The following is a 17932-nucleotide window of genomic DNA, read 5'->3' as shown; positions in this document are numbered from 1 at the left end:
TGCGTTCGGCTTTTTCTAGTTGAACGTTGCCTGTAGTCCTGCCATGTTTCGTCGAGACGACAGCATAGTCATCCGCCGAGACCGGAAATCCCCGTTCCGCCTGACCGCAGATAATCGCGGATCAAAACCCGATGCAATGTCATCTGCATCATGTCAGCGTTGCTTCGCCAGGATGATGAGACGAATAAAAAGCCATATCAGACTTCGATTAGCCATGGCATGCCTGGCCGCTCCCGTTGCCTGCATGGCGGCGACCGCGGCCCATCAGCCGGACCGGCTTTGTCCCTCTGCGCTCACCAGCGCGATTCCAGCTCGTCAGTCCTCGGCGCCTGGCGGGCGTGAATTCGTGTCGCGGGTAAAAGGCATGAATAGCGACGAACGGGAGAGCAGGATCCTTGCCGAACTGATGGACGGCAACATTCCGTCTTTCCTGCGGCGGCTGGTGCCGGTGACGTTCCGCGAGCGTCTTGCAGATCATCGCGACGTAAAAGTGACGCTCTGCGTGGCTCCCGACTATGTGGCGATAGGCAGCGACGACGATTACGTGTTGATGCCAATGCGGCTCGAAACCGCACTGCTATTCGACGACAGCTACGGCTTTGTGCTGCCGACGCGCAAGTTGGTGGATGAAATCTATGGACAGGCGCAGATCCATCTTGCGCCACAGCCCTTGCCGGCCAGCGCTGCAATGCGGTCGACAAATTATTATTGGCAGCATAACGAGATGGTGCGCGGTCAGCGCTCCGACTGGAGGTTGCCGCAGGGAACGCTGACGGCAGGCGACAAAAAGGATCTGGTGCTTACCAGTCGCCTTTGGCGCTATCCGGAACGCGTTGCCATCTATGGCTGGCATCGGATCGATGGCCGGCCTATCCAGCCATTGAGCACGCTGCATGGAGCGCGCTACGCGGACTACAGCCATGGCGTCCGGCTCATCAGTTCAACCGCGTATATCGATGATCAAGCCCAGCCGCTGCTGACGCTACTCGGAGACCCTCAGCTTGCCCCATTGTTCAACGATGAAGGCGTCATACCGGAGGTCGCGCGATTGGTCACAATATTGAGTACGCTCAAGCTGCCGCCAAGGCAAACAATCGGACTTCGCTCCGCACCCGCCACCCTCGCGGCGGCAGAGTAATCCACCTTCACTGCGGCGCTGTATCCTTGCAGCAGCGGAATCCCAAGTGATAATTGGCATGGCTTTGGTCGTCCATCACCCGTGTTCCGTGCCAGAACGGCGCACGCCAGCGGCACCAGTCTTCGTGCGCCCGGTAGGTATCGAAAATAAGCCAGCTCCCTTTCATTTCCGTATAGCCGAGCACCTTGCTGCCGCGGCTTGACATCTGACTCTCGCTGAGCGGCAGATTCATATGCTCCGCCGCGTTGCCATTGAGATCGTATACCCCAAGCGGGCTGTGGCAGGCGGGAAAGTCTCCGGCCGGATAGGTGTTGGAACCGCATTTCGTCCAGCCGCCGCCGAGGCAGCCCGGCGTCTTGTGGCTGGCGGTAGCGCAGATGCCTTTTTGATAACTGGGACCATAACTCCAGCTTTTGTGCGCTTCATACTGTTTATTATGTGCAATACGCATGCGCCGGATCGCTTCGTCGGGGCCGGCCCCTTTGGCCAGATCGAAGCGGTAATCGGGTGGTTCCAGGGTCCCTGCGCAGGCGCCTTCCCATTCGTGCGCGTCACAGAGCCGCTTGCCTTCCGCCGCGCAAATCTCGGCCGCTTCCCTGGCACGTACCCATACCACGGGATAACTACATGGAATATCCGGGAATTCGAACTGGTCGATGCAGGCTTTCGCATCCTGCGCTTGCTGTGTTTTGGGGTTGTACAAAGGCGCCATGTACCTGGCGTGACATATCTTCTCGAATTCCCGATTGGCGTAATCGACCTTCTGTTGCGCGATCCGCGCCGCGCATTGCTGCGGTGTGACGGGATGTTCGGAAATGGCCGGGTTGCCCTGGCCGATGTATCCGGAGCGCGCAAAAATGGCCCGGATTTGTTGCATCTGTCCGTCACTGAGTTCGTGAATTTCCTGCAATTGCTGGAACAACTGCTCGTTCTGCCGAGCCAGGGCGGTGTCCGCGGCAGTAGCAGATCCGCTCCCCAAGCACGAAAGCGACGCGACTATCCACACCGTTCTTTTATTCATTGCGGCGGGTTCTTTGGCAGAACATAGAAGAAATCCCGATCATCGGGGTAATTCAGAAAACGCGGCGCGTACTCGCCGCCCCCTCCTTTCTGGTCTACCTCGGCCATGCCCTGGATCAAGTGTTCGACGATAACTTTACCGTTTTTATGGGTGTAGATGGCGAGGTAAGTATGTTCGAGTGCGTTCATGTCGAGATGCATCGCGTAGCGGCATCCATAGGCTTGAAACACGCGTGCCATCGCCGAAGGCGTCGCGCTTGAAAAGTAGCCATAGATCAGGAACTGCCGCCCCATTCCATTGGCGAGGCAGGCTCCCGCACGAAGCGTGCGCAGATCCTTGCGGTCGGATCCCGACCAGTTGCCCGCACCCCAGCGATTCACCAGCGTCCCCGGTCTGGATTGGCCTGTGGCGGGATAGTATTCGATCAAGGCAACGCCGTTCTGGCGCGCATGCCTGAGTTGCGGCAGCAAGGTGTCGTTGTCTTTATCGTCCCAGGTCTTCATGCCGACGGTCCCATCGTCGAGAACGTAGAGCGTCGCCAGCCCGGGTTGCAGCTTGCTGAAGACGGTTCCCTGTTCAATGAAGCCATAGTGGCTGCCGTGATTCACGTGGGCCAGTGCCCCGAAATGAAAGGCGCCATGCTCGCGCTTGAATCCGCCAGTGAAAGTCGCTGCAATTTGCGTAATGAGTGTTGGGCTCAACATGCCGTTGGTGACCAGCGGCGTTACGGTATCGATGCCATCGGGACCGGGCTGGCTGTGGTCACGTACCTCGTCGAGCGTGCGTTCCGACCAGCCAACGCGGGGATGGTCGGTACCCAGAGCGAATCCCACACTGAACCGGTTGAGATCAAAGGCGACAAGATAATCGTTGGCATTGGCTTCCACGGAATCGAGTGCATTAACGTTAATCTGCGCGCTATGCAGAAGCGTCATGTCGATCGCCAACGGTTGAATGGTACTGAGGTAGATGCCGGGCGCGTCGCGTGCCGGATACCAGTGGCCGAGCCTCAAATTCCGCGTTCCCATGTCGATGCCCAGATGATCGGGTGTCAGCTTGCGATTCGCGAAGTCTTGCGCCAGTCGTGCCGCCGCCGGTGCATCCGGCGGCGCTCCTTTATCGCCCGTTGCCCCGGCAGCGATAGCGGTTTCTCCCCGTTCGATAAAAGCATCTTCGTAAAACTGGTCGCGGACGAATCCTACGATTCTGTCGCCGCCCCAAACATGATCCCGAAGAAAGTTCGTGACGCGCTCGATGCGCGTATAGGTGCCTGCCACGGGATTGCGCAAATAGATGCGGCCGTTGCACAGCGGCGCATAAGGCAGCGCGGACTTTCGCGCTTCCTCCAACTGCGTGGTTGGTGCTCTGGTCCATAGCGGGCAGTCCAGGCCTGCGCCATTCAGTTGCAGGTGCAAGCCGCCAGCGCCCGCATCGAGCCGCACGTTCTCCTGCCCGCGTGGATTGGGATTTTCCAGATGATAGCTGCGGTGCTGCGGGCGGCGCTCTCCGGGCTCCAGCCAGTCGAGTTCAAGCAGATACCAGGCGTTGGCCCGCGGATTGAGTTCCGTCAGTGTGGCCGTGCCCTTGCGACCGCCCGCCATTTCGATGTCCACCCTGGTGGCGTGGCGGAATGGCTGCAAATCGAGGACGGTCCTGGCGGCCGTCGGCAAGTCCGCCGCCAGGGCAGGGGACATGTTCGGCCACATTGGCGACAACAGGAATACGGCAATGGCGCACAGACAGCGGACAACAACAGGCAAGCCGAATTTTTCGGCATCAAGCCCGCCTTTTCTTATGTCGCGATTAGTCATAAAGCATATATTCGCAAGATTGCCGGCATGCCTGGCAACAGGAACAAGTGGCAGTCACGAAAACTCCGCATGAGAAATTGACTCATTGTATTGGGTATGAGCGTCGATCCGGATTTTATGGTTGACGGATGTCAAGGTGGCCTGCAGCACCAGCAAAAACCATGGTTTGTTGTAACCTGTTTGTACTATATGCTTGATGGCCGGGAAGTCGTCTGCTTGCGAAGCGATCTTTCATATTTACGGGAATGGGCAGGCAACCGCAAACTCATGATCGAGGATAAAGCGCGCAATATGACAGCTATTCAGAAACGGTCCGGTTTTCCCTTGTTTGTCGATCTCGACGGTACGCTGATTCATGGCGATCTCATGATCGAATCCTTTATCGAGCTGCTTAAGCGCAAGCCGCTGGCGGCAATGCAGGTTCCACTATGGCTGCTGTGCGGCAAGGCTTACATGAAGGAACGGATCGCACGTCTTGTCGCCGTCACCCCCGAGCATCTGCCCTACAACGTCGAGCTGCTTGCGTTTTTGCGGGAGGAGCGCCGGCAGGGCCGCCAGATCTACCTGGCAACGGCATCCAATGTCCGGCAGGCCGAGGCGGTTGCAGGACATCTGGGAATTTTTACCGCTGTAATGGCCAGCGACGAAAAGACCAACCTGTCCGGCCGGCGCAAACTCGATGCGATCAGGAGGGCTGCACCCGAAGGTTTCGCCTACGCCGGCAACGCCAGGGTGGATGTCCCGATCTGGAATGCATCAAGCGCCGCTATCCTGGTGAATGCTCCGGCGGCCGTTGCCGCACAAGTCCGGTCCACTGTTCCAGTCGAGGCGGTATTCGAACAGCATGATGGCAGTCTTTCTTCCCTGCTAAAAGCCATCCGGCTGCATCAATGGCTGAAGAATCTCCTGGTATTCCTGCCGTTGCTGCCGATTGTCACCACCGTCAATGCCGATATGGCGGGTGCGGCGTTGCTGGCATTCATCGCTTTCAGTCTATGCGCATCCAGCGGCTACCTGATCAACGACCTTTCCGACCTCGCGGCTGACCGGGCGCACCCGCATAAGCGCAATCGGCCCTTCGCTTCCGGCAGTGCGGCGCCTTTGCACGGCCTGCTGCTGGCGCCGCTACTGCTGCTATCTGCCGCAACAATCGGTGTTTTGCTGCCGGTCCGCTTTCTACTGGTGCTCGGCATCTACTGGCTGACGACGACCACCTACACCTTCGTGCTGAAACGTTATGCATTGATCGATGTCGTCACCTTGGCGGGCCTCTACACCTTGCGCGTCATTGGCGGCGCTATGGCAATCGCCGTAACGCCGTCGTTCTGGATCCTGGCATTTTCCATGTTCGTTTTTTTCAGTCTGGCACTGGTAAAACGCTATGCGGAACTGCATGTCATGCAGTCGTTGCGTCGCCCTGGGGCTAACGGCAGAGGCTATCGGACCGAGGACTTGCAAGCGGTCCAGCAAATGGGAATCGCCTCCGGCTATCTGGCGGTGCTGGTCTTGGTGCTCTACATCAATAGCGGCGAAATTGTCGGGCGCTATGGTCATGCCACGCTGCTTTGGGGCGCCTGTCCCCTGCTGTTATTGTGGGTCAGCCATGTCTGGCTAAAGTCCGCACGCGGCGAAATGAGCGACGATTTGCTCGTATTCGCAATTCAGGACAAGATGAGCCGGCTGGTTCTGTTGCTTTGCACGCTGATCGTTTTAACCGCGTTGGTGTGGCGATAACTGAAGCAAACCAGGTTCCTCGAAACGCGGAAAGTTCACTGAAGCGGATCGGATGAAGTCGCAGCGGTGCTCCCCTTGAGCAAGCGCAGCGGTGTGTAGACCAGGACCGTTTCGCCGCGCTGATTGATGATGCGATTGCGGGTACGCACCAACCCCCTGCCGTCGCCCTTGTGGGTGGGCCGGATTTCGGTGACTTCCAGTTCCACATGAATCGTGTCGCCCGCCACTACCGGACCTTTGACGTCCATCTCGGCATGCAGGAAGGCAAGGCCCGTGGCCTGGATCAGCGTGACGAAGAGCATGCCTTCCGCAATGGCATAGGTCAGCGCCGCCGGCGCTACGCGTCCCTTGATGGCGGAATGCTTCTCACGAAATTCCGCGTCGGTAAACAGCACTTCCAGCATGCCGGTGCAGTTGATGAAATTGACGATATCCGTTTCGGTGATGGTTCGTCCGTGGGTACGGAAACTGTCGCCGACCTTGAGTTCGTCCCAATACAATCCCTGACCGAGTAGTTTCATTTGTTTTGATCCATTGGATGGCATCAGACGCCTTGCTTCAGGCTGGCTTCGATAAAGGTGTCGAGATCGCCATCGAGCACCTTTTGCGTATTGGAAATTTCGACGTTGGTGCGCAGATCCTTGATGCGGCTGTTGTCGAGTACATAGCTGCGAATCTGGTGGCCCCAGCCGACGTCGGTCTTGCTCGCTTCCAGCTTGTCCGCCTCGACCTGGCGCTTGCGCAATTCGAATTCGTAAAGCCGCGACTTCAACATGGTCATCGCCTCGGCCTTGTTGCGGTGCTGCGAGCGGTCATTCTGGCATTGCACGACGATGCCGGTCGGATTATGGGTGATGCGGATCGCCGAGTCGGTCTTGTTGATGTGCTGACCGCCGGCCCCGGAAGCGCGGTAGGTATCGATGCGCAAGTCGGCCGGATTGATTTCGATTTCGATCGAGTCATCGACTTCCGGATAGACGAACAGGCTCGCGAACGAGGTATGACGGCCGCCCGAGGAGTCGAAGGGGCTTTTGCGCACCAGCCGATGCACGCCGGTTTCGGTGCGCAGCAAGCCATAGGCATATTCGCCCTCGACCTTGAGCGAGGCGCTGCGGATGCCGGCCACATCGCCATCGGTTTGTTCCAGCAGCTCGGCCTGGAAACCCTTGCGTTCGCAATACTTGAGGTACTGGCGCAGCAGCATGCCGGCCCAGTCGCAGGCCTCGGTGCCGCCGGCACCGGCCTGGATGTCGATGAAGCAGTTGCTGGGATCGAGCGGGTTGGAAAACATGCGGCGGAATTCGAGCCCGGCGACTTCCTGTTCCACCGCCTGCACGTCGGCTTCGACGGCATGCAGGGTGTCGTCATCGTTCTCGCCGCGCGCAAGATCATAGAGTTCGTGCGCATCGCCCAGTTGCCGGCGCACCCGGTTCAGCGTCAGCACCACGCCTTCCAGCAACTTTTTTTCCTTGCCGATTGCCTGGGCACGCACGGCATCGTTCCAGATTTTCGGATCTTCGAGTTCGCGGTTCAGCTCTTCGAGTTTCGCGGACTTGTTATCGAAGTCAAAGATACCTCCGCAGTTCGGCGTCGCGCTGGGCGAGATCGTTCAGGTGGTTGCCGATGGCATTGATGCGTTCTGCTTCCATGGTGTGTTTGGTCTTTGTCTAAAGTGCGGATTTTACCAATACCATTCTGCCACTACCGCCAATTCGTTTTCCCGGCACTGCCTCGAATATTGACTTGAAACACAAAGTCGCCTAACTTGGCTCATATGCATCGATCACGGTGATGATACCAACCTTCAATTGTCGTGAGACATTGCTCCCAAAGGGATTTCTTATGCGCGTCACGCCGTTTGTTTCCTTCATCTTTCTCGCTTATGCAAGTATCAGTCATGCGGCACTCGGCGGACTCCCGGAGCAGTTCAATGCGCAAGACACAGCGGTCGTAGCGCGCGTCACGTCAGCGGGGGCAAGCTATGTTACGCACGACACGACCCTGGCAACCGGAACGCAGGTGAGCGAATATGTCTCGGCTGGCGGCGTCGTGTTTGCCGTTACCTGGAAGGGGCCGATCCTGCCAGACCTGAAGGCATTGCTGGGAAAATACTTTGACACGATGGTGGCCGAATCGGCCAGGGCACCCAGGACAGGCCGCTCGCAAATGGCTATCGACCGTCCCGAGGTCGTCATCAACTCTGGCGGCCATATGCGCGCCTTCGAAGGCAGCGCCTGGATTCCGGCAGCATTCCCCGCCGGTTTCACTGCCGCCGATGTACGTTGATACGTTAGCGAGCTCGCCAATGAGTATCCGATTCCACCCCCCGTTCGTGAGTGCATTCATGAAGGTTGCCGCAATAGCGGCTTGTCTCCTGCTCGTCTCCTGCGGCGGAGGAGGGGGTGGCGGCGGCGGTTCGACGACGATAGCCAATCCGGTCATCGTCAGCATCGGTGCCAACCCAACCGCGCTTACTGCCGGCCAGTCGACGATGCTGACCTGGTCAAGTTCCAACGCGACCGCATGCCAGGCAAGCAGTATCCCGGCGAGCGGCGAATGGGGCGGAGCAGTAGCGCTTTCGGGTTCGAAGCTCGTCACGCCACCCGCCGCGGGCTCATTTACCTATACCCTCACCTGCAATGGCACCACGAAAAGCGTGGTGGTGGCAGTCTCGAATGCCCCCGCGCTGCCCACCGTCAGCATGTCGCTGGCGCCGGCAAGCGTGTCGACAGGGCAGCCTGCCACGCTGACCTGGTCCACGACCAACGCGACGTCATGTAATGCGTCAAGCGACCCGCCAGGAACCTGGACCGGTAGCCAAGGTCTCAGCGGCAGCACCACGGTCACGCAGGCCGTTGCCGGCACCTATACTTACACCCTAACCTGCAACAACGGTTCTGGCGGCAGCGCCAGCGGCTCGGTGACCCTCGGCGTGACGGGCCTTGCCGGCAATGTGACGCCGGTGTACATCGATAGCGGCCCCGCCGGCGCCAGCAATATCATCAATGTGCCCTTCGTCAGCGTAACCTTGTGCCGTCCTGGTACATCGACCTGCCAGACCATCGATCATGTGCTGGTCGACACCGCGTCCTTTGGCCTGCGCATCATCGCCGGTGTGCTCGACCCTGCCCTGGCACTGCCTGCCATCACCGCTTCCGACGGCAGCCCGATGGGTGAATGCGCGCAGTTCGTCAGCGGCTTTATGTGGGGTTCGGTGCACAGCGCGGATGTGAAAATCGCCGACGAGATTGCTCCATCCCTGCCGGTACAGGAAGTCGGCGATACAGCCGCGGCATTCGCGAACATTCCGTGCAGCGGCGCGAACTTCGGCACGGTGGCCAGACTGGGCGCCAACGGCATACTCGGCGTCGGTCTGTTCAACCAGGATTGCGGCTCAGCCTGTGCGACACAGACTGCTAACGGCGTCTATTACAAATGCATCGCGTCGACTTCGACTTGCACTGGCACCAGGATGCCGCTTGCCAGCCAGGTGGCGAACCCGGTACCTGCGTTTGCCTCCGACAACAATGGTGTGGTACTGACGATGCCCGCAGTTGCCGCGGGTGGCGCTACGACACTCATTGGTACGCTCACCTTCGGCATCGACACCCAGAGCAATAACAACGTCGGTTCGGCGACGGTCTATGCAGCAGACCCCCATACGGGCAATTTCACTACCACTTATAAAGGCGTGAACCTGACATCAAGCTTTCTGGACAGCGGCTCAAATGGCTATTTTTTTGCTGACGCGGTCATCCCCGCCTGTTCCGCACAATCCGGTTTCTATTGTCCACCCACGCCACTGGCGTTGTCCGCCGTCAATACATCCGCCAATGGCGCTGCATCCGGCACCGTCGATTTCACCATCGTGAATCTGCAGGCGCTTGATGCCAGCATCAGGGCGGCCTCCGTTGGCGGCAATATCGGCCAAAGCGGCGGCTTCGACTGGGGCATGCCGTTCTTTTTCGGACGCACGGTTTTTGTGGCCATCGCTGGTCGCAGCACCTCGCACGGCACGGGGCCTTACTGGGCCTACTAGCTTTTGATTACGTCCGGCCGGCTACGAAAATTGGCATACGGACGCGTCATTTTTACCGCCCCGGTCAGGAATATCGCAAGCGGGAACTTTACCGACAGGGACGACGTGCGCAGGGACGGTCCTCGTCCTGGTGCTCCGACCAACGTGATGCCCGCTTGCGGTGGCGATAACCAGCTGACCGTCTCTTGGGATCCGGTTGCCAATGCGACTTCGTATGACCTGTTCTATTCGACCAAAATCAATGTCGCAGAACAGGAGGATAGTGATACGCATCACATGCAGGTGGCATGGATAAGGAATGTTACCAGTCCGTTTGTGCTGACAGGTCATGTCCGCCGTGTCGCCGTGGTTCAAATGAGGTTTTCAGGATGAAATGTCCAATAGCGGTTACCGGCAAAGCTCCAGATCATTACCAACCCGGTCGTGACCACCTGGCTGAGCAGGTAATGCGCCCCGACGAGTTCGACGCCCACCCACATGAACGACGTGTTCAGCGTCAGGCCGACCGTAGCGACAACGGCAAATCTCAGAGCCGCCTCGCGGTGTTGCCGGGTGCTGCGGAACGTGTAGCGATAGTTGAGGCTGTAATTGATCAACGCACCGAGCAGCGCGCTGGCGGCCGAGGCCGGCACCGCTGGCACCGCCGCGATCTGAACCAGCGCGATCAGCAAACCGTAGTGGCCGATCGCAGAAACGCAACCGACGCCGGCGAACTTGGTGAATTGGCGCAACAGTTCGAGCAAGCTCGTCAGGCCCCATCGCTTGTTGAACATTGGCTCACCGCAGCTCGTCTCCGACCAGGTACTCTGGCCGCGCCTTGATTTCGTCGAACAACTGGGCGAGGTAGATACCCAGTACGCCCAGTGCGAACAGATTGGCGGAACCAAAGAACAGCACCACTACCGTCAGCGAAGTCCAGCCCGACACTGCGATCCCCGTCGACCATGAGTACAGTGCCTGCAACAACAGGATGACCGCCACCGCCATGCCTATCAGGCCGAGCCGCAAAATCATTCCCAGCGGCTTTGCCGTATAGGCGAATACCGCGGTAACGGCAAGCTTGACAAGTTGCGCGCTGCTCCAGTGGCTCGTGCCGGCGATGCGCGGCGCCACATCGAAGCTGACGTATTCGACGGGAAAACCGGTCCACGCCGTCATGCCGCGAAAAAAACGCACCTTCTCCGGGAAGGCGAGCAGGGCATCCACGACGCGCCGATCGAGCAGGCGGTAATCTGAAGCCGCGGTCAGGTCCAGACCGGTCAAGACCCGCATCATGCCGTTGAAAAGGCGCGCATTCAGGCGCGATGCGATGTTGTCGCTTTTGCGAGTAGCTTTTTGCGCGGCAATCATCTGCGCGCGTCCGGCGCGCCAGGGTTCAAGCATCTGCGGCAGCAAGGATGGCGGATGCTGGCCATCCGCGTCCATGACAACGACCGCTTGTCCGGCAGCGCAACGCAGCCCGGCGAGCATCGCGGCCTCCTTGCCAAAGTTGCGGGTAAAGCGCAACCCGCGCAACTCGGCATAGCGTGCGCGCGCAACGGTTAGCTCTCGCCACGTGCCGTCTCGGCTGCCGTCATCGATCACCCATACCTCGAAGCGCGTGCAGCACGAGCGCAACACCCCAAACAGCAGTTCCAGGAATGGCGCGATGCCCTGCTCCTCGTTGAATGCGGGAACCACCACGCTGAGTTCCACAGGCGCACTGGTGCCGGCATACGATGCATTTATCATTTCACTTGATCCAGTTTCAAGGTCCATTTGTTGCCGGGATACTCCTCGCGCAGGCGCGCCGCAAATGGTGCGGCGCGGTCGGCATGGCCGTCCTGCTTCTCCATCAGCACGTAGGTATAGAGGCTTTCGGACAGCCAGTATCCATGATAGCGCTCGGCCAGTTCACGGTAGCTCGCCTTCGCCTGTGCCCGTTGTCCGGCAAGTTCGCTCGACTTGGCCAGCCAGAACAAGGCTTCTTCTTTTTTGGCCGGCGGCCGGCGCAACTGGTAGGCGCGCGCGAACCCTTCGCTCGCTTCGGCATAGCGATTTGCCGCCATCGCTTGCCATGCCCTGTTGTAGACCCGCTCGGGCGAATGTGTCCCGAAGTAGAAACCCGCAGCCAGCAGCACGAGCCATGCAGTGAGGGCGGGCCACCAGGGGTTGAGCGCGTGTTCCCCCGCCAGGGCGAGCTGCGTTTGCCTCCGTCTGCTCCAGAGGGCGAACAATGAGTACAGGGCCGCTGAAATCGTAACGGCAATACCGAGCTTTCCCACCAACGTGTGGCCATAAACCAGACGAATTTCTTTTTCCTGCGGTACGATCAGCATGTAGCCGGGGCCGGCCAGCGCCAGTTGTCCCTTGCTTTGCAACTGCCAGCGCGGATGGTAGGCGATCTTGATCAGATGCGGGCTGCCGATGGCATCGGTTTCGAACACCAGCTCATGCCGCGATAGCGACTTCACGCGTACAGCATTCGCCGGATTGGGCGCAATCAGCTTGTCCAGCGCCACATTGCCGTAGACCGGCAGGTACGCATCAAATAGGCTGCGCGTGCGAAACCACGCAAATGCATCCTGCATCCAGTCGTGCGACGGCCGCACGCGCATCGGCCGGCGCACGAGTTCGATCAGGTGGCTGTCAAAGTCGCGCAGCTTATAGAGCGCAAACGGCGGCGCTTCGGCCATCCTGGTGAACAGTTGGCTGGATTCGATGGCAGACTTGGCCTGCTGACTGCGCAGCAGCAGGGTATCGGCGTGCAGCAGGTTCATGTGCCGTGCGGCGAACTGCGGATCGAGACTACCGCTGGGAAATCGCACTAGCGGTGAAGAAGGGCGTGCCGATATTTCCGACTGGAGCTGGTAGATGGCGGGGCCGAGCAGCGCTGTCTCCATGTACAGGCCTTCGAGCACCGGCCGGTGGTTGAGAAACATCGGCAGGGCCTCAAGCGACCGCGTCGAGCCGAGATCGTTATTGTCCGGATCATGTTCGAACACGAGTCGTGGACTCCACAGATCGCCGGACATGGCGGGGAAGAGGCTGGCGAGGTTATGCCATTGTGGTTTTGAATCGAGTCCGGCATGGTTCCACAGTGCCCAATCCGGAGCCTGCCGTACCTGTTGGCCAAGCCAGCCCAGCAAGCCGAACACGGCGGCGGCCGCGAACATGAACAATGCGATTTTCCGTTTCGGCTGCCATGCTTCGCCGATCACAGTAAGCGCATGGCCGAACAGCCAGCCGCATACGATGGCGGCAAGCAACCAGACCAGCGGGAAGAAACGGATATCGGCCAGTCCAAGTTGATCGCCGGCAATGAAGCCTATCGCCGCCAGCCCTGCGCTGCTCACGAAATAGCGCAGGGCACTCGTCTGAAGCGCAGTCCAGCGGCGGCGCACCGCTGGCACAAGTTGCAGGCATAGACCCGCAAGTCCTGCGGCCCCCACCGGCCACAGCGTGGCTGGCAACAAATCGCGCCAGCTCTGCAGCGGAAAGGCGGCATCGTTGGGAATGGTGAGACCATGCATTTCAATCATCGGCCACAGCCACCCGCCAAGCAGGCAAAAGGCGAGCAAGTGGCCGCGCGCGAGCAAACCGAGGGTGCGGCGGAACTGCTTGCCCTCGAACAGCAGGAACACGGTGGAAAAACCGACCACCAGCAGCGTGAAACCGTGCGCGAACCCGGTGGCGGCTTCGAGCAAGGCCGCGACGATCCAGCCGCGGCCCGTATGCACGGCCCGCAACCAGGCGATCAAGGTCAGCACGGCGAGGCATATGCCATAGCTATAGCCAAACTCACCGGCCAAAGTGGAGAGCAGGTTGCCGCCCCAGATCGAATTTTGTTCGTGCAGCAGGAACGCCAGCGCACCCATGGCCCCGAATAGCGCCCCGGCCCAGGACATGTCCAGCCAGCGCCGGCTGGCGACGAATACCGTACCGGGCAACAGCATTGCGGCAAGGAAGGCGCCCCACTTGAATGCTTGCGCAATGCCGATCAATTTTGACAACAGGGCGATCACGATGAAGGGCAGGGGAAAGTAATAGGACAGGAAAGGCAATCCGCCGAAAACTTCCGGTACCCAAGGCAGCACCTTTCCTGAAAACAGCAGACCATCCGCGTAAAGCCAGGCATACAGCAGGTGCGAAGCGCTGTCGCCACCGGTGGGCCAATTCGGCGAATTGAGCAAGGCAATGCCCAGCGTGTTTGCTACCAGCGCACCTGTAGCCACGACGAACAGCCCCTCGATCAATCTATCCCGCAGAGGTACCCGTGTAATCATGTCTTGGCGCTGCCTGTCTTGGTGGCAGCGCGTGGCCGCCGCAAAAATTGCATTACCATCGCCGTCACGCCGAATACCAGAGCGATCAAGGACGCGGCATAGAGCTTCGGTGTGGCATCGAGCCAGGCCGCACGCTGTTCCTTGCCCTGCAGGCCTCCTCCCGGCACTAACTGCATTGAATAGCCTTGCCCGGTTTCGTGGATCAGGATCGCGGCGGGCTGTCCGGCGCCGGTATCGAGTTGAAACGGGATGCTGCCCTGGTGCTGCCAGTCGATGCGCAGTGCCGGCGGCTGATGGTGCTCGTAGCGTATGGGCAATTGTATCGGTTTGATTCCCTCTTCCTGCGGCCACAGCACCCAGCTCGCGCGAATGGAAGATCCGCCGTCAGGTGGCTTGATCTGCAATTTGCCATTCACATAAGCAGCCGTCAACGCGCGATTCGCTGCTGGCGCTGCGTGGAAAAAGGAAATCTGCCCGAATCCCACCCCGGCCTGATCGAAAAAACGCACCATGACCGGCTGCATGCGTTCAAGTTCGGACATCTGCTCCAGCGGACGCGTATCAGGCCAAATGAACAGCAAGCTCGCGCCATCTGAAAGTTCCGCAGGTGCGCCATTCGCTTCCTTGAGTTGCTCCCAGTTGCCGTCGGGTAATAACCTGTACGCGGCTGGGTAGAACGCGGTGCTGTCGCCCTGGTTGATCACTGTCAGTTGCGATCCGGTCAGGGACAGGCGAAAGGACAGGTTGCCCGCTACCGCAGGCAGCGAAAGTAGCAGCACAGCAAGCGCGTGCATAATTTTAGCCAGCGGCGTAGTCATTATTTTTGACAGGAAATGCCTCTCAATTGATATCTACATCGAATATTCCTGGCCGCAGGGTCCTGTAATCCTCAATCGTTACCATCATAGCTTTTGCTGCATTAAAAGCCATACTTCCAACCCACAGATCGCGGCAAGTGCCTATTGGGGATATGCCTGGCTATGCCGGTTCTATGTGTTCGAGCATCAGTTGCACGCTTTGCAAGCCGTTGAACTCGTTGATCGCCAAGCGGTAAACGACACGAATTCGATCGGCCACGGCTTCGGAAAAATTGAAGCGTATCGCTTCAAAGCGCGCCGGGCCCGCGCGCAAGTCGAGTTTGAGATGCTGTTCCTTGAGAATGCGCTGGCGCTCGACCTGGAATACGCCCTCGAACAAGGGTTGCGGGAAACCCTGGCCCCATACTTGATCCTGCAACAGTCGCGCGGTGGCGATTGAAATATAACCGCCTTCGAGTTCGCCATCGGAGTCGAGCGTGCGGCTGAGATCGTTGGGCGAAATCAGTTCCCGCGCGACGGCTTCCAGCGCTGCGGCAAAAAGCGGGAAATCGGCCTCGGCAATGGTGACGCCCGCGGCGGCGGCGTGCCCGCCGAAGCGCTTGAGCAGATCGGGATGGCGCTTGGAAACGAGATCCAGCGCATCGCGCAGATGCAGTCCGGGGATGGACCGTCCGGAGCCGCGCAGATCTCCACTGGCCTCCGCACTGTCTGCGCGCGCGAAGGCAAACGTCGGGCGATGCAGCTGTTCTTTTATGCGTCCGGCAAGAATGCCGATCACGCCCTGATGCCAGTTCGGATCGAACAGCGACACGCTGCTGCATGTGCCACCGTCGATCTGTTGCAGATGAAGATCGGCGTCGGCGCGCATGTCCGCCTCGATGCCGCGCCGTTCGCGGTTCAGGGCATCGAGTTCCTGCGCGATATTCATGGCCCGCGCCGGGTCGTCCGTGACTAGGCATTCGATGCCGAGCGACATGTCGGCCAGGCGTCCGGCGGCATTCAGGCGCGGACCGAGGGCGAAGCCGAGATCGAAGGTGCTGGCGCTGGCGGGATCGCGCCCGGCGCAGCGAAACAGCGCGCGCAAGCCGGGGCACAAGGCCCTGGCGCGCATGCGCGCCAAGCCCTGCGCGACGAGGATGCGATTGTTGCGATCGAGTTTGACAACATCGGCCACCGTACCCAACGCCACCAGGTCGAGCAGGGCGGCCAGATTCGGTTCCTGAGCGTCGGCGAACGCACCGCGTTTGCGCAACTCCGCGCGCAGCGCGAGCAAGGCATAAAACATTACGCCGACGCCGGCGATGGACTTGCTCTCAAAACGGCAGCCGGGCTGGTTCGGGTTGACGATGGCGGCGGCGTCCGGCAGTTCGGTGCCGGGCAGGTGATGGTCGGTGATGATGGTGGTGATGCCGAGCCGCTTGGCTGCCGCCACGCCTTCGATGCTGGCGATGCCGTTGTCAACCGTGATGATGATGTCGGGTTTGCCGAATTTACCTTCAGCCGCGATGGCGACCACTTCCGGCGACAGCCCATAGCCGGTCTTGAAACGATTCGGCACCAGGTAATCGACCTCTGCGCCGAACCCGCGCAGGCCGCGTATGCCAACGGCACAAGCCGTTGCCCCGTCGCAATCGTAGTCGGCGACGATCAGCAGGCGTTTTTTCGCGGCAATCGCATCGGCCAGCAGGCAGGCGGTCTCCGCGATGCCCTTGAGATTGCCGGGCGGCAGCAGATGCTTGAACTGGGTTTCCGCCTGTTCCGCCGAGGTGATGCCGCGCGCCGCGTAAAGCCGCGCCAGCAGCGGATGCATGCCGGCCTGTTCAAGCGCCCAGACGGCGCGCGGCGGCGCCTTGCGTACCAATAGGTGCGTCACATTGTTTCCAGTCGGCGTGGCTTGCGCCAGAAACGATAACGATCCAGCGCTGCCATGGAAAGCGACACTGCGCTTTCGTCGCCGAAACCATGCAACTCGATGCGCTTCAACTTGCCGGACGCCAGGGCGGTCAGCGCGGGCGCCAGCCAATCCTGGTCCAGTTGCTGCAATCCTTCGCGCCAGGCCTGCGCATCGTGGCTGGCGGCAGGGGCTTGCAAACGATGCCAATGCACGATGCCAGCGGCCTCCGTGCCGGTAAAGCGTACCGGGAGGGGTCCCACCTGCAATCCGGCAAGCCTGGCGGCGCCGGCGACGACCGGATCGTCGCTCCACAGTGCGCTTGGTTTTTTTTCCTTTAACGTGAAAAAGCGGAACCGAAGTCGGGTGTGGCTATCGAGCGTGGCGAGCTGTTTGGAAACCCCGCCCCGGGGGTTGAGGCGGGAATTCGCAAAGCACTGCTTTGCGCCACCGAGACGGGCGAGCTGTGCAAAGCGAGCCATGGAGCAGGCTTGGGGTGGGGGGCAACTCATTGGCCTTTGCGTATTTTCATCCTCTGGGGTGGCGCTTGTGACCATGGTTAGCTTCGGCAGACGTCCGCCACCCCACAGCGCGATGCTGTTGATCTCCGCCTGTCCGCGCAGTTCGCGTTCCGTGTTGACCGGATGCGCATGCAGGCTCATTTGCACCTCATTGAGCAGTTGCCGCCAGCGGCGGCCGCTATCGCCCTGAGGCAGCGAGGCCGCCGCAGACTGTCCGACCAAATCGTACAGGTGGGCGGGCAGGGCGGGCGCGGGCGTCGTCAGGCGCAGATGCCATTGCGATGGTGTTGCCACCACCAGTTCTCCCACTGCGGCGAACAGCGGCGCCAGCAGCGCATGCAGTTGCGCCGCCTCTTCGGCAGTGATGTGGAGCGCAGCAGGATCCTTCAGCGTGGCGCCGTGCCGATCGGCCTCCAAATGGACAGGATCGGCGCACAGCCAGGTCGAATCGCCGGCTTCCTTGCCCAAGGCATGGAGACGCAACGGTGCGGCAGCGAACTCGTCGAGGCCAATGCCGAAATGCGCACACCACCATGCCTCGGCCGATGCGGCTGTGGATGCCAGCCAGCGGCCCTTGCCAAGCAGGGTTTGCAGCGCGGGGAAGTCGGTGTCGTAAAGCGTGTCCTGCATGACCTGGCGCGGCCAGAGCAGTCCGGGAATCACCAAAGTCAGAGTCATCGCCGCATGTTAACAT

Annotated in this window: 15 protein-coding genes; 5 read left to right on the top strand and 10 right to left on the bottom strand. The window is 60.1% G+C overall.

The genetic code is table 11. The annotated features are described in order from the left end of the window. Window positions 1-214 precede the first annotated feature (214 nt). On the top strand, window positions 215-1138 hold the full coding sequence (locus tag K5E80_RS05400; protein ID WP_220635200.1) for a hypothetical protein: 924 nt from the start codon (window positions 215-217) through the stop codon (window positions 1136-1138). Between the two features lie 7 nt (window positions 1139-1145). On the opposite strand, the gene K5E80_RS05395 is transcribed toward K5E80_RS05400, so the two are convergent. Beyond that, complete coding sequence (locus tag K5E80_RS05395) at window positions 1146-2159, bottom strand: SUMF1/EgtB/PvdO family nonheme iron enzyme (RefSeq protein WP_220635199.1); 1014 nt, start codon at window positions 2157-2159, stop codon at window positions 1146-1148. Then, complete coding sequence (locus K5E80_RS05390; protein ID WP_220635198.1) at window positions 2156-3970, bottom strand: hypothetical protein; 1815 nt, start codon at window positions 3968-3970, stop codon at window positions 2156-2158. Before K5E80_RS05390 ends, K5E80_RS05395 begins: the two co-directional genes overlap by 4 nt. Window positions 3971-4237: 267 nt before the next feature. Between K5E80_RS05390 and K5E80_RS05385 the strand changes: the two genes are divergently transcribed. Beyond that, window positions 4238-5704, top strand: coding sequence for a UbiA family prenyltransferase (locus K5E80_RS05385; protein WP_220635197.1), 1467 nt, complete (start codon window positions 4238-4240; stop codon window positions 5702-5704). 35 nt (window positions 5705-5739) lie between these two features. On the opposite strand, the gene K5E80_RS05380 is transcribed toward K5E80_RS05385, so the two are convergent. Together K5E80_RS05380 and prfB are read right to left on the bottom strand one after the other, a co-directional pair. Next, on the bottom strand, window positions 5740-6225 hold the full coding sequence (locus K5E80_RS05380; protein WP_220635196.1) for a MaoC family dehydratase: 486 nt from the start codon (window positions 6223-6225) through the stop codon (window positions 5740-5742). A gap of 23 nt (window positions 6226-6248) precedes the next feature. Further along, window positions 6249-7353 (bottom strand): peptide chain release factor 2 gene (gene prfB / locus K5E80_RS05375; RefSeq protein WP_220635195.1). Its coding sequence is split into 2 segments (ribosomal slippage): window positions 6249-7271 and window positions 7273-7353, totalling 1104 coding nucleotides; the frame shifts between segments, so codons are not numbered across the junction. A 193-nt stretch (window positions 7354-7546) separates the two neighbouring features. Here prfB and K5E80_RS05370 point away from each other — a divergent pair. From K5E80_RS05370 to K5E80_RS05360, 3 genes are read left to right on the top strand one after another with little or no spacing between them, the layout of a single operon-like run. Next, entirely contained in the window at window positions 7547-7990 is a 444-nt protein-coding gene (locus tag K5E80_RS05370) for a DUF2844 domain-containing protein (RefSeq protein ID WP_220635194.1), read from the top strand. 58 nt (window positions 7991-8048) lie between these two features. Then, complete coding sequence (locus K5E80_RS05365; protein ID WP_220635193.1) at window positions 8049-9743, top strand: DUF3443 domain-containing protein; 1695 nt, start codon at window positions 8049-8051, stop codon at window positions 9741-9743. A gap of 30 nt (window positions 9744-9773) precedes the next feature. Further along, on the top strand, window positions 9774-10115 hold the full coding sequence (locus tag K5E80_RS05360) for a hypothetical protein (RefSeq protein ID WP_220635192.1): 342 nt from the start codon (window positions 9774-9776) through the stop codon (window positions 10113-10115). On the opposite strand, the gene K5E80_RS05355 is transcribed toward K5E80_RS05360, so the two are convergent. From K5E80_RS05355 to K5E80_RS05330, 6 genes are all read right to left on the bottom strand, one after another. Then, on the bottom strand, window positions 10094-10516 hold the full coding sequence (locus K5E80_RS05355; protein ID WP_220635191.1) for a GtrA family protein: 423 nt from the start codon (window positions 10514-10516) through the stop codon (window positions 10094-10096). The genes K5E80_RS05360 and K5E80_RS05355 overlap by 22 nt on opposite strands. 4 nt (window positions 10517-10520) lie before the next feature. Next, the gene (locus tag K5E80_RS05350) at window positions 10521-11474 is read right to left on the bottom strand and encodes a glycosyltransferase family 2 protein (protein WP_220635190.1); all 954 of its coding nucleotides are present in this window, start codon (window positions 11472-11474) and stop codon (window positions 10521-10523) included. Then, a complete protein-coding gene (locus K5E80_RS05345) occupies window positions 11471-14008 on the bottom strand; it encodes a hypothetical protein (RefSeq protein ID WP_220635189.1) in 2538 nt (845 codons plus the stop codon). Before K5E80_RS05345 ends, K5E80_RS05350 begins: the two co-directional genes overlap by 4 nt. Continuing rightward, window positions 14005-14802 carry a hypothetical protein gene (locus K5E80_RS05340; protein ID WP_220635188.1) on the bottom strand — a complete coding sequence of 266 codons (798 nt, stop codon included), beginning with the start codon at window positions 14800-14802 and terminating at the stop codon, window positions 14005-14007. Before K5E80_RS05340 ends, K5E80_RS05345 begins: the two co-directional genes overlap by 4 nt. 184 nt (window positions 14803-14986) lie before the next feature. Further along, a complete protein-coding gene (gene recJ, locus K5E80_RS05335) occupies window positions 14987-16699 on the bottom strand; it encodes a single-stranded-DNA-specific exonuclease RecJ (RefSeq protein ID WP_220635187.1) in 1713 nt (570 codons plus the stop codon). Next, the gene (locus tag K5E80_RS05330) at window positions 16696-17916 is read right to left on the bottom strand and encodes a hypothetical protein (protein WP_220635186.1); all 1221 of its coding nucleotides are present in this window, start codon (window positions 17914-17916) and stop codon (window positions 16696-16698) included. The genes recJ and K5E80_RS05330 overlap by 4 nt, the downstream gene beginning before the upstream one ends. Window positions 17917-17932: the final 16 nt, after the last annotated feature.

The organism is Georgfuchsia toluolica, from assembly GCF_907163265.1.
GTDB classification, from domain to species: domain Bacteria; phylum Pseudomonadota; class Gammaproteobacteria; order Burkholderiales; family Rhodocyclaceae; genus Georgfuchsia; species Georgfuchsia toluolica.
Note: the sequence above shows the minus strand (reverse complement) of the source record. Positions and strands in the feature narration are given on the sequence as shown.

What these genes read in the sequence shown, in the direction of transcription:
- K5E80_RS05400 (WP_220635200.1), top strand. Translation starts at nt 215, where the DNA reads ATGGCATGCCTGGCCGCTCCCGTTGCCTGCATGGCGGCGACCGCGGCC.
- K5E80_RS05395 (WP_220635199.1), bottom strand. Translation starts at nt 2,159, where the DNA reads ATGAATAAAAGAACGGTGTGGATAGTCGCGTCGCTTTCGTGCTTGGGG.
- K5E80_RS05390 (WP_220635198.1), bottom strand. Translation starts at nt 3,970, where the DNA reads ATGACTAATCGCGACATAAGAAAAGGCGGGCTTGATGCCGAAAAATTC.
- K5E80_RS05385 (WP_220635197.1), top strand. Translation starts at nt 4,238, where the DNA reads ATGATCGAGGATAAAGCGCGCAATATGACAGCTATTCAGAAACGGTCC.
- K5E80_RS05380 (WP_220635196.1), bottom strand. Translation starts at nt 6,225, where the DNA reads ATGAAACTACTCGGTCAGGGATTGTATTGGGACGAACTCAAGGTCGGC.
- K5E80_RS05370 (WP_220635194.1), top strand. Translation starts at nt 7,547, where the DNA reads ATGCGCGTCACGCCGTTTGTTTCCTTCATCTTTCTCGCTTATGCAAGT.
- K5E80_RS05365 (WP_220635193.1), top strand. Translation starts at nt 8,049, where the DNA reads ATGAAGGTTGCCGCAATAGCGGCTTGTCTCCTGCTCGTCTCCTGCGGC.
- K5E80_RS05355 (WP_220635191.1), bottom strand. Translation starts at nt 10,516, where the DNA reads ATGTTCAACAAGCGATGGGGCCTGACGAGCTTGCTCGAACTGTTGCGC.
- K5E80_RS05350 (WP_220635190.1), bottom strand. Translation starts at nt 11,474, where the DNA reads ATGATAAATGCATCGTATGCCGGCACCAGTGCGCCTGTGGAACTCAGC.
- K5E80_RS05345 (WP_220635189.1), bottom strand. Translation starts at nt 14,008, where the DNA reads ATGATTACACGGGTACCTCTGCGGGATAGATTGATCGAGGGGCTGTTC.
- K5E80_RS05340 (WP_220635188.1), bottom strand. Translation starts at nt 14,802, where the DNA reads ATGCACGCGCTTGCTGTGCTGCTACTTTCGCTGCCTGCGGTAGCGGGC.
- K5E80_RS05330 (WP_220635186.1), bottom strand. Translation starts at nt 17,916, where the DNA reads ATGACTCTGACTTTGGTGATTCCCGGACTGCTCTGGCCGCGCCAGGTC.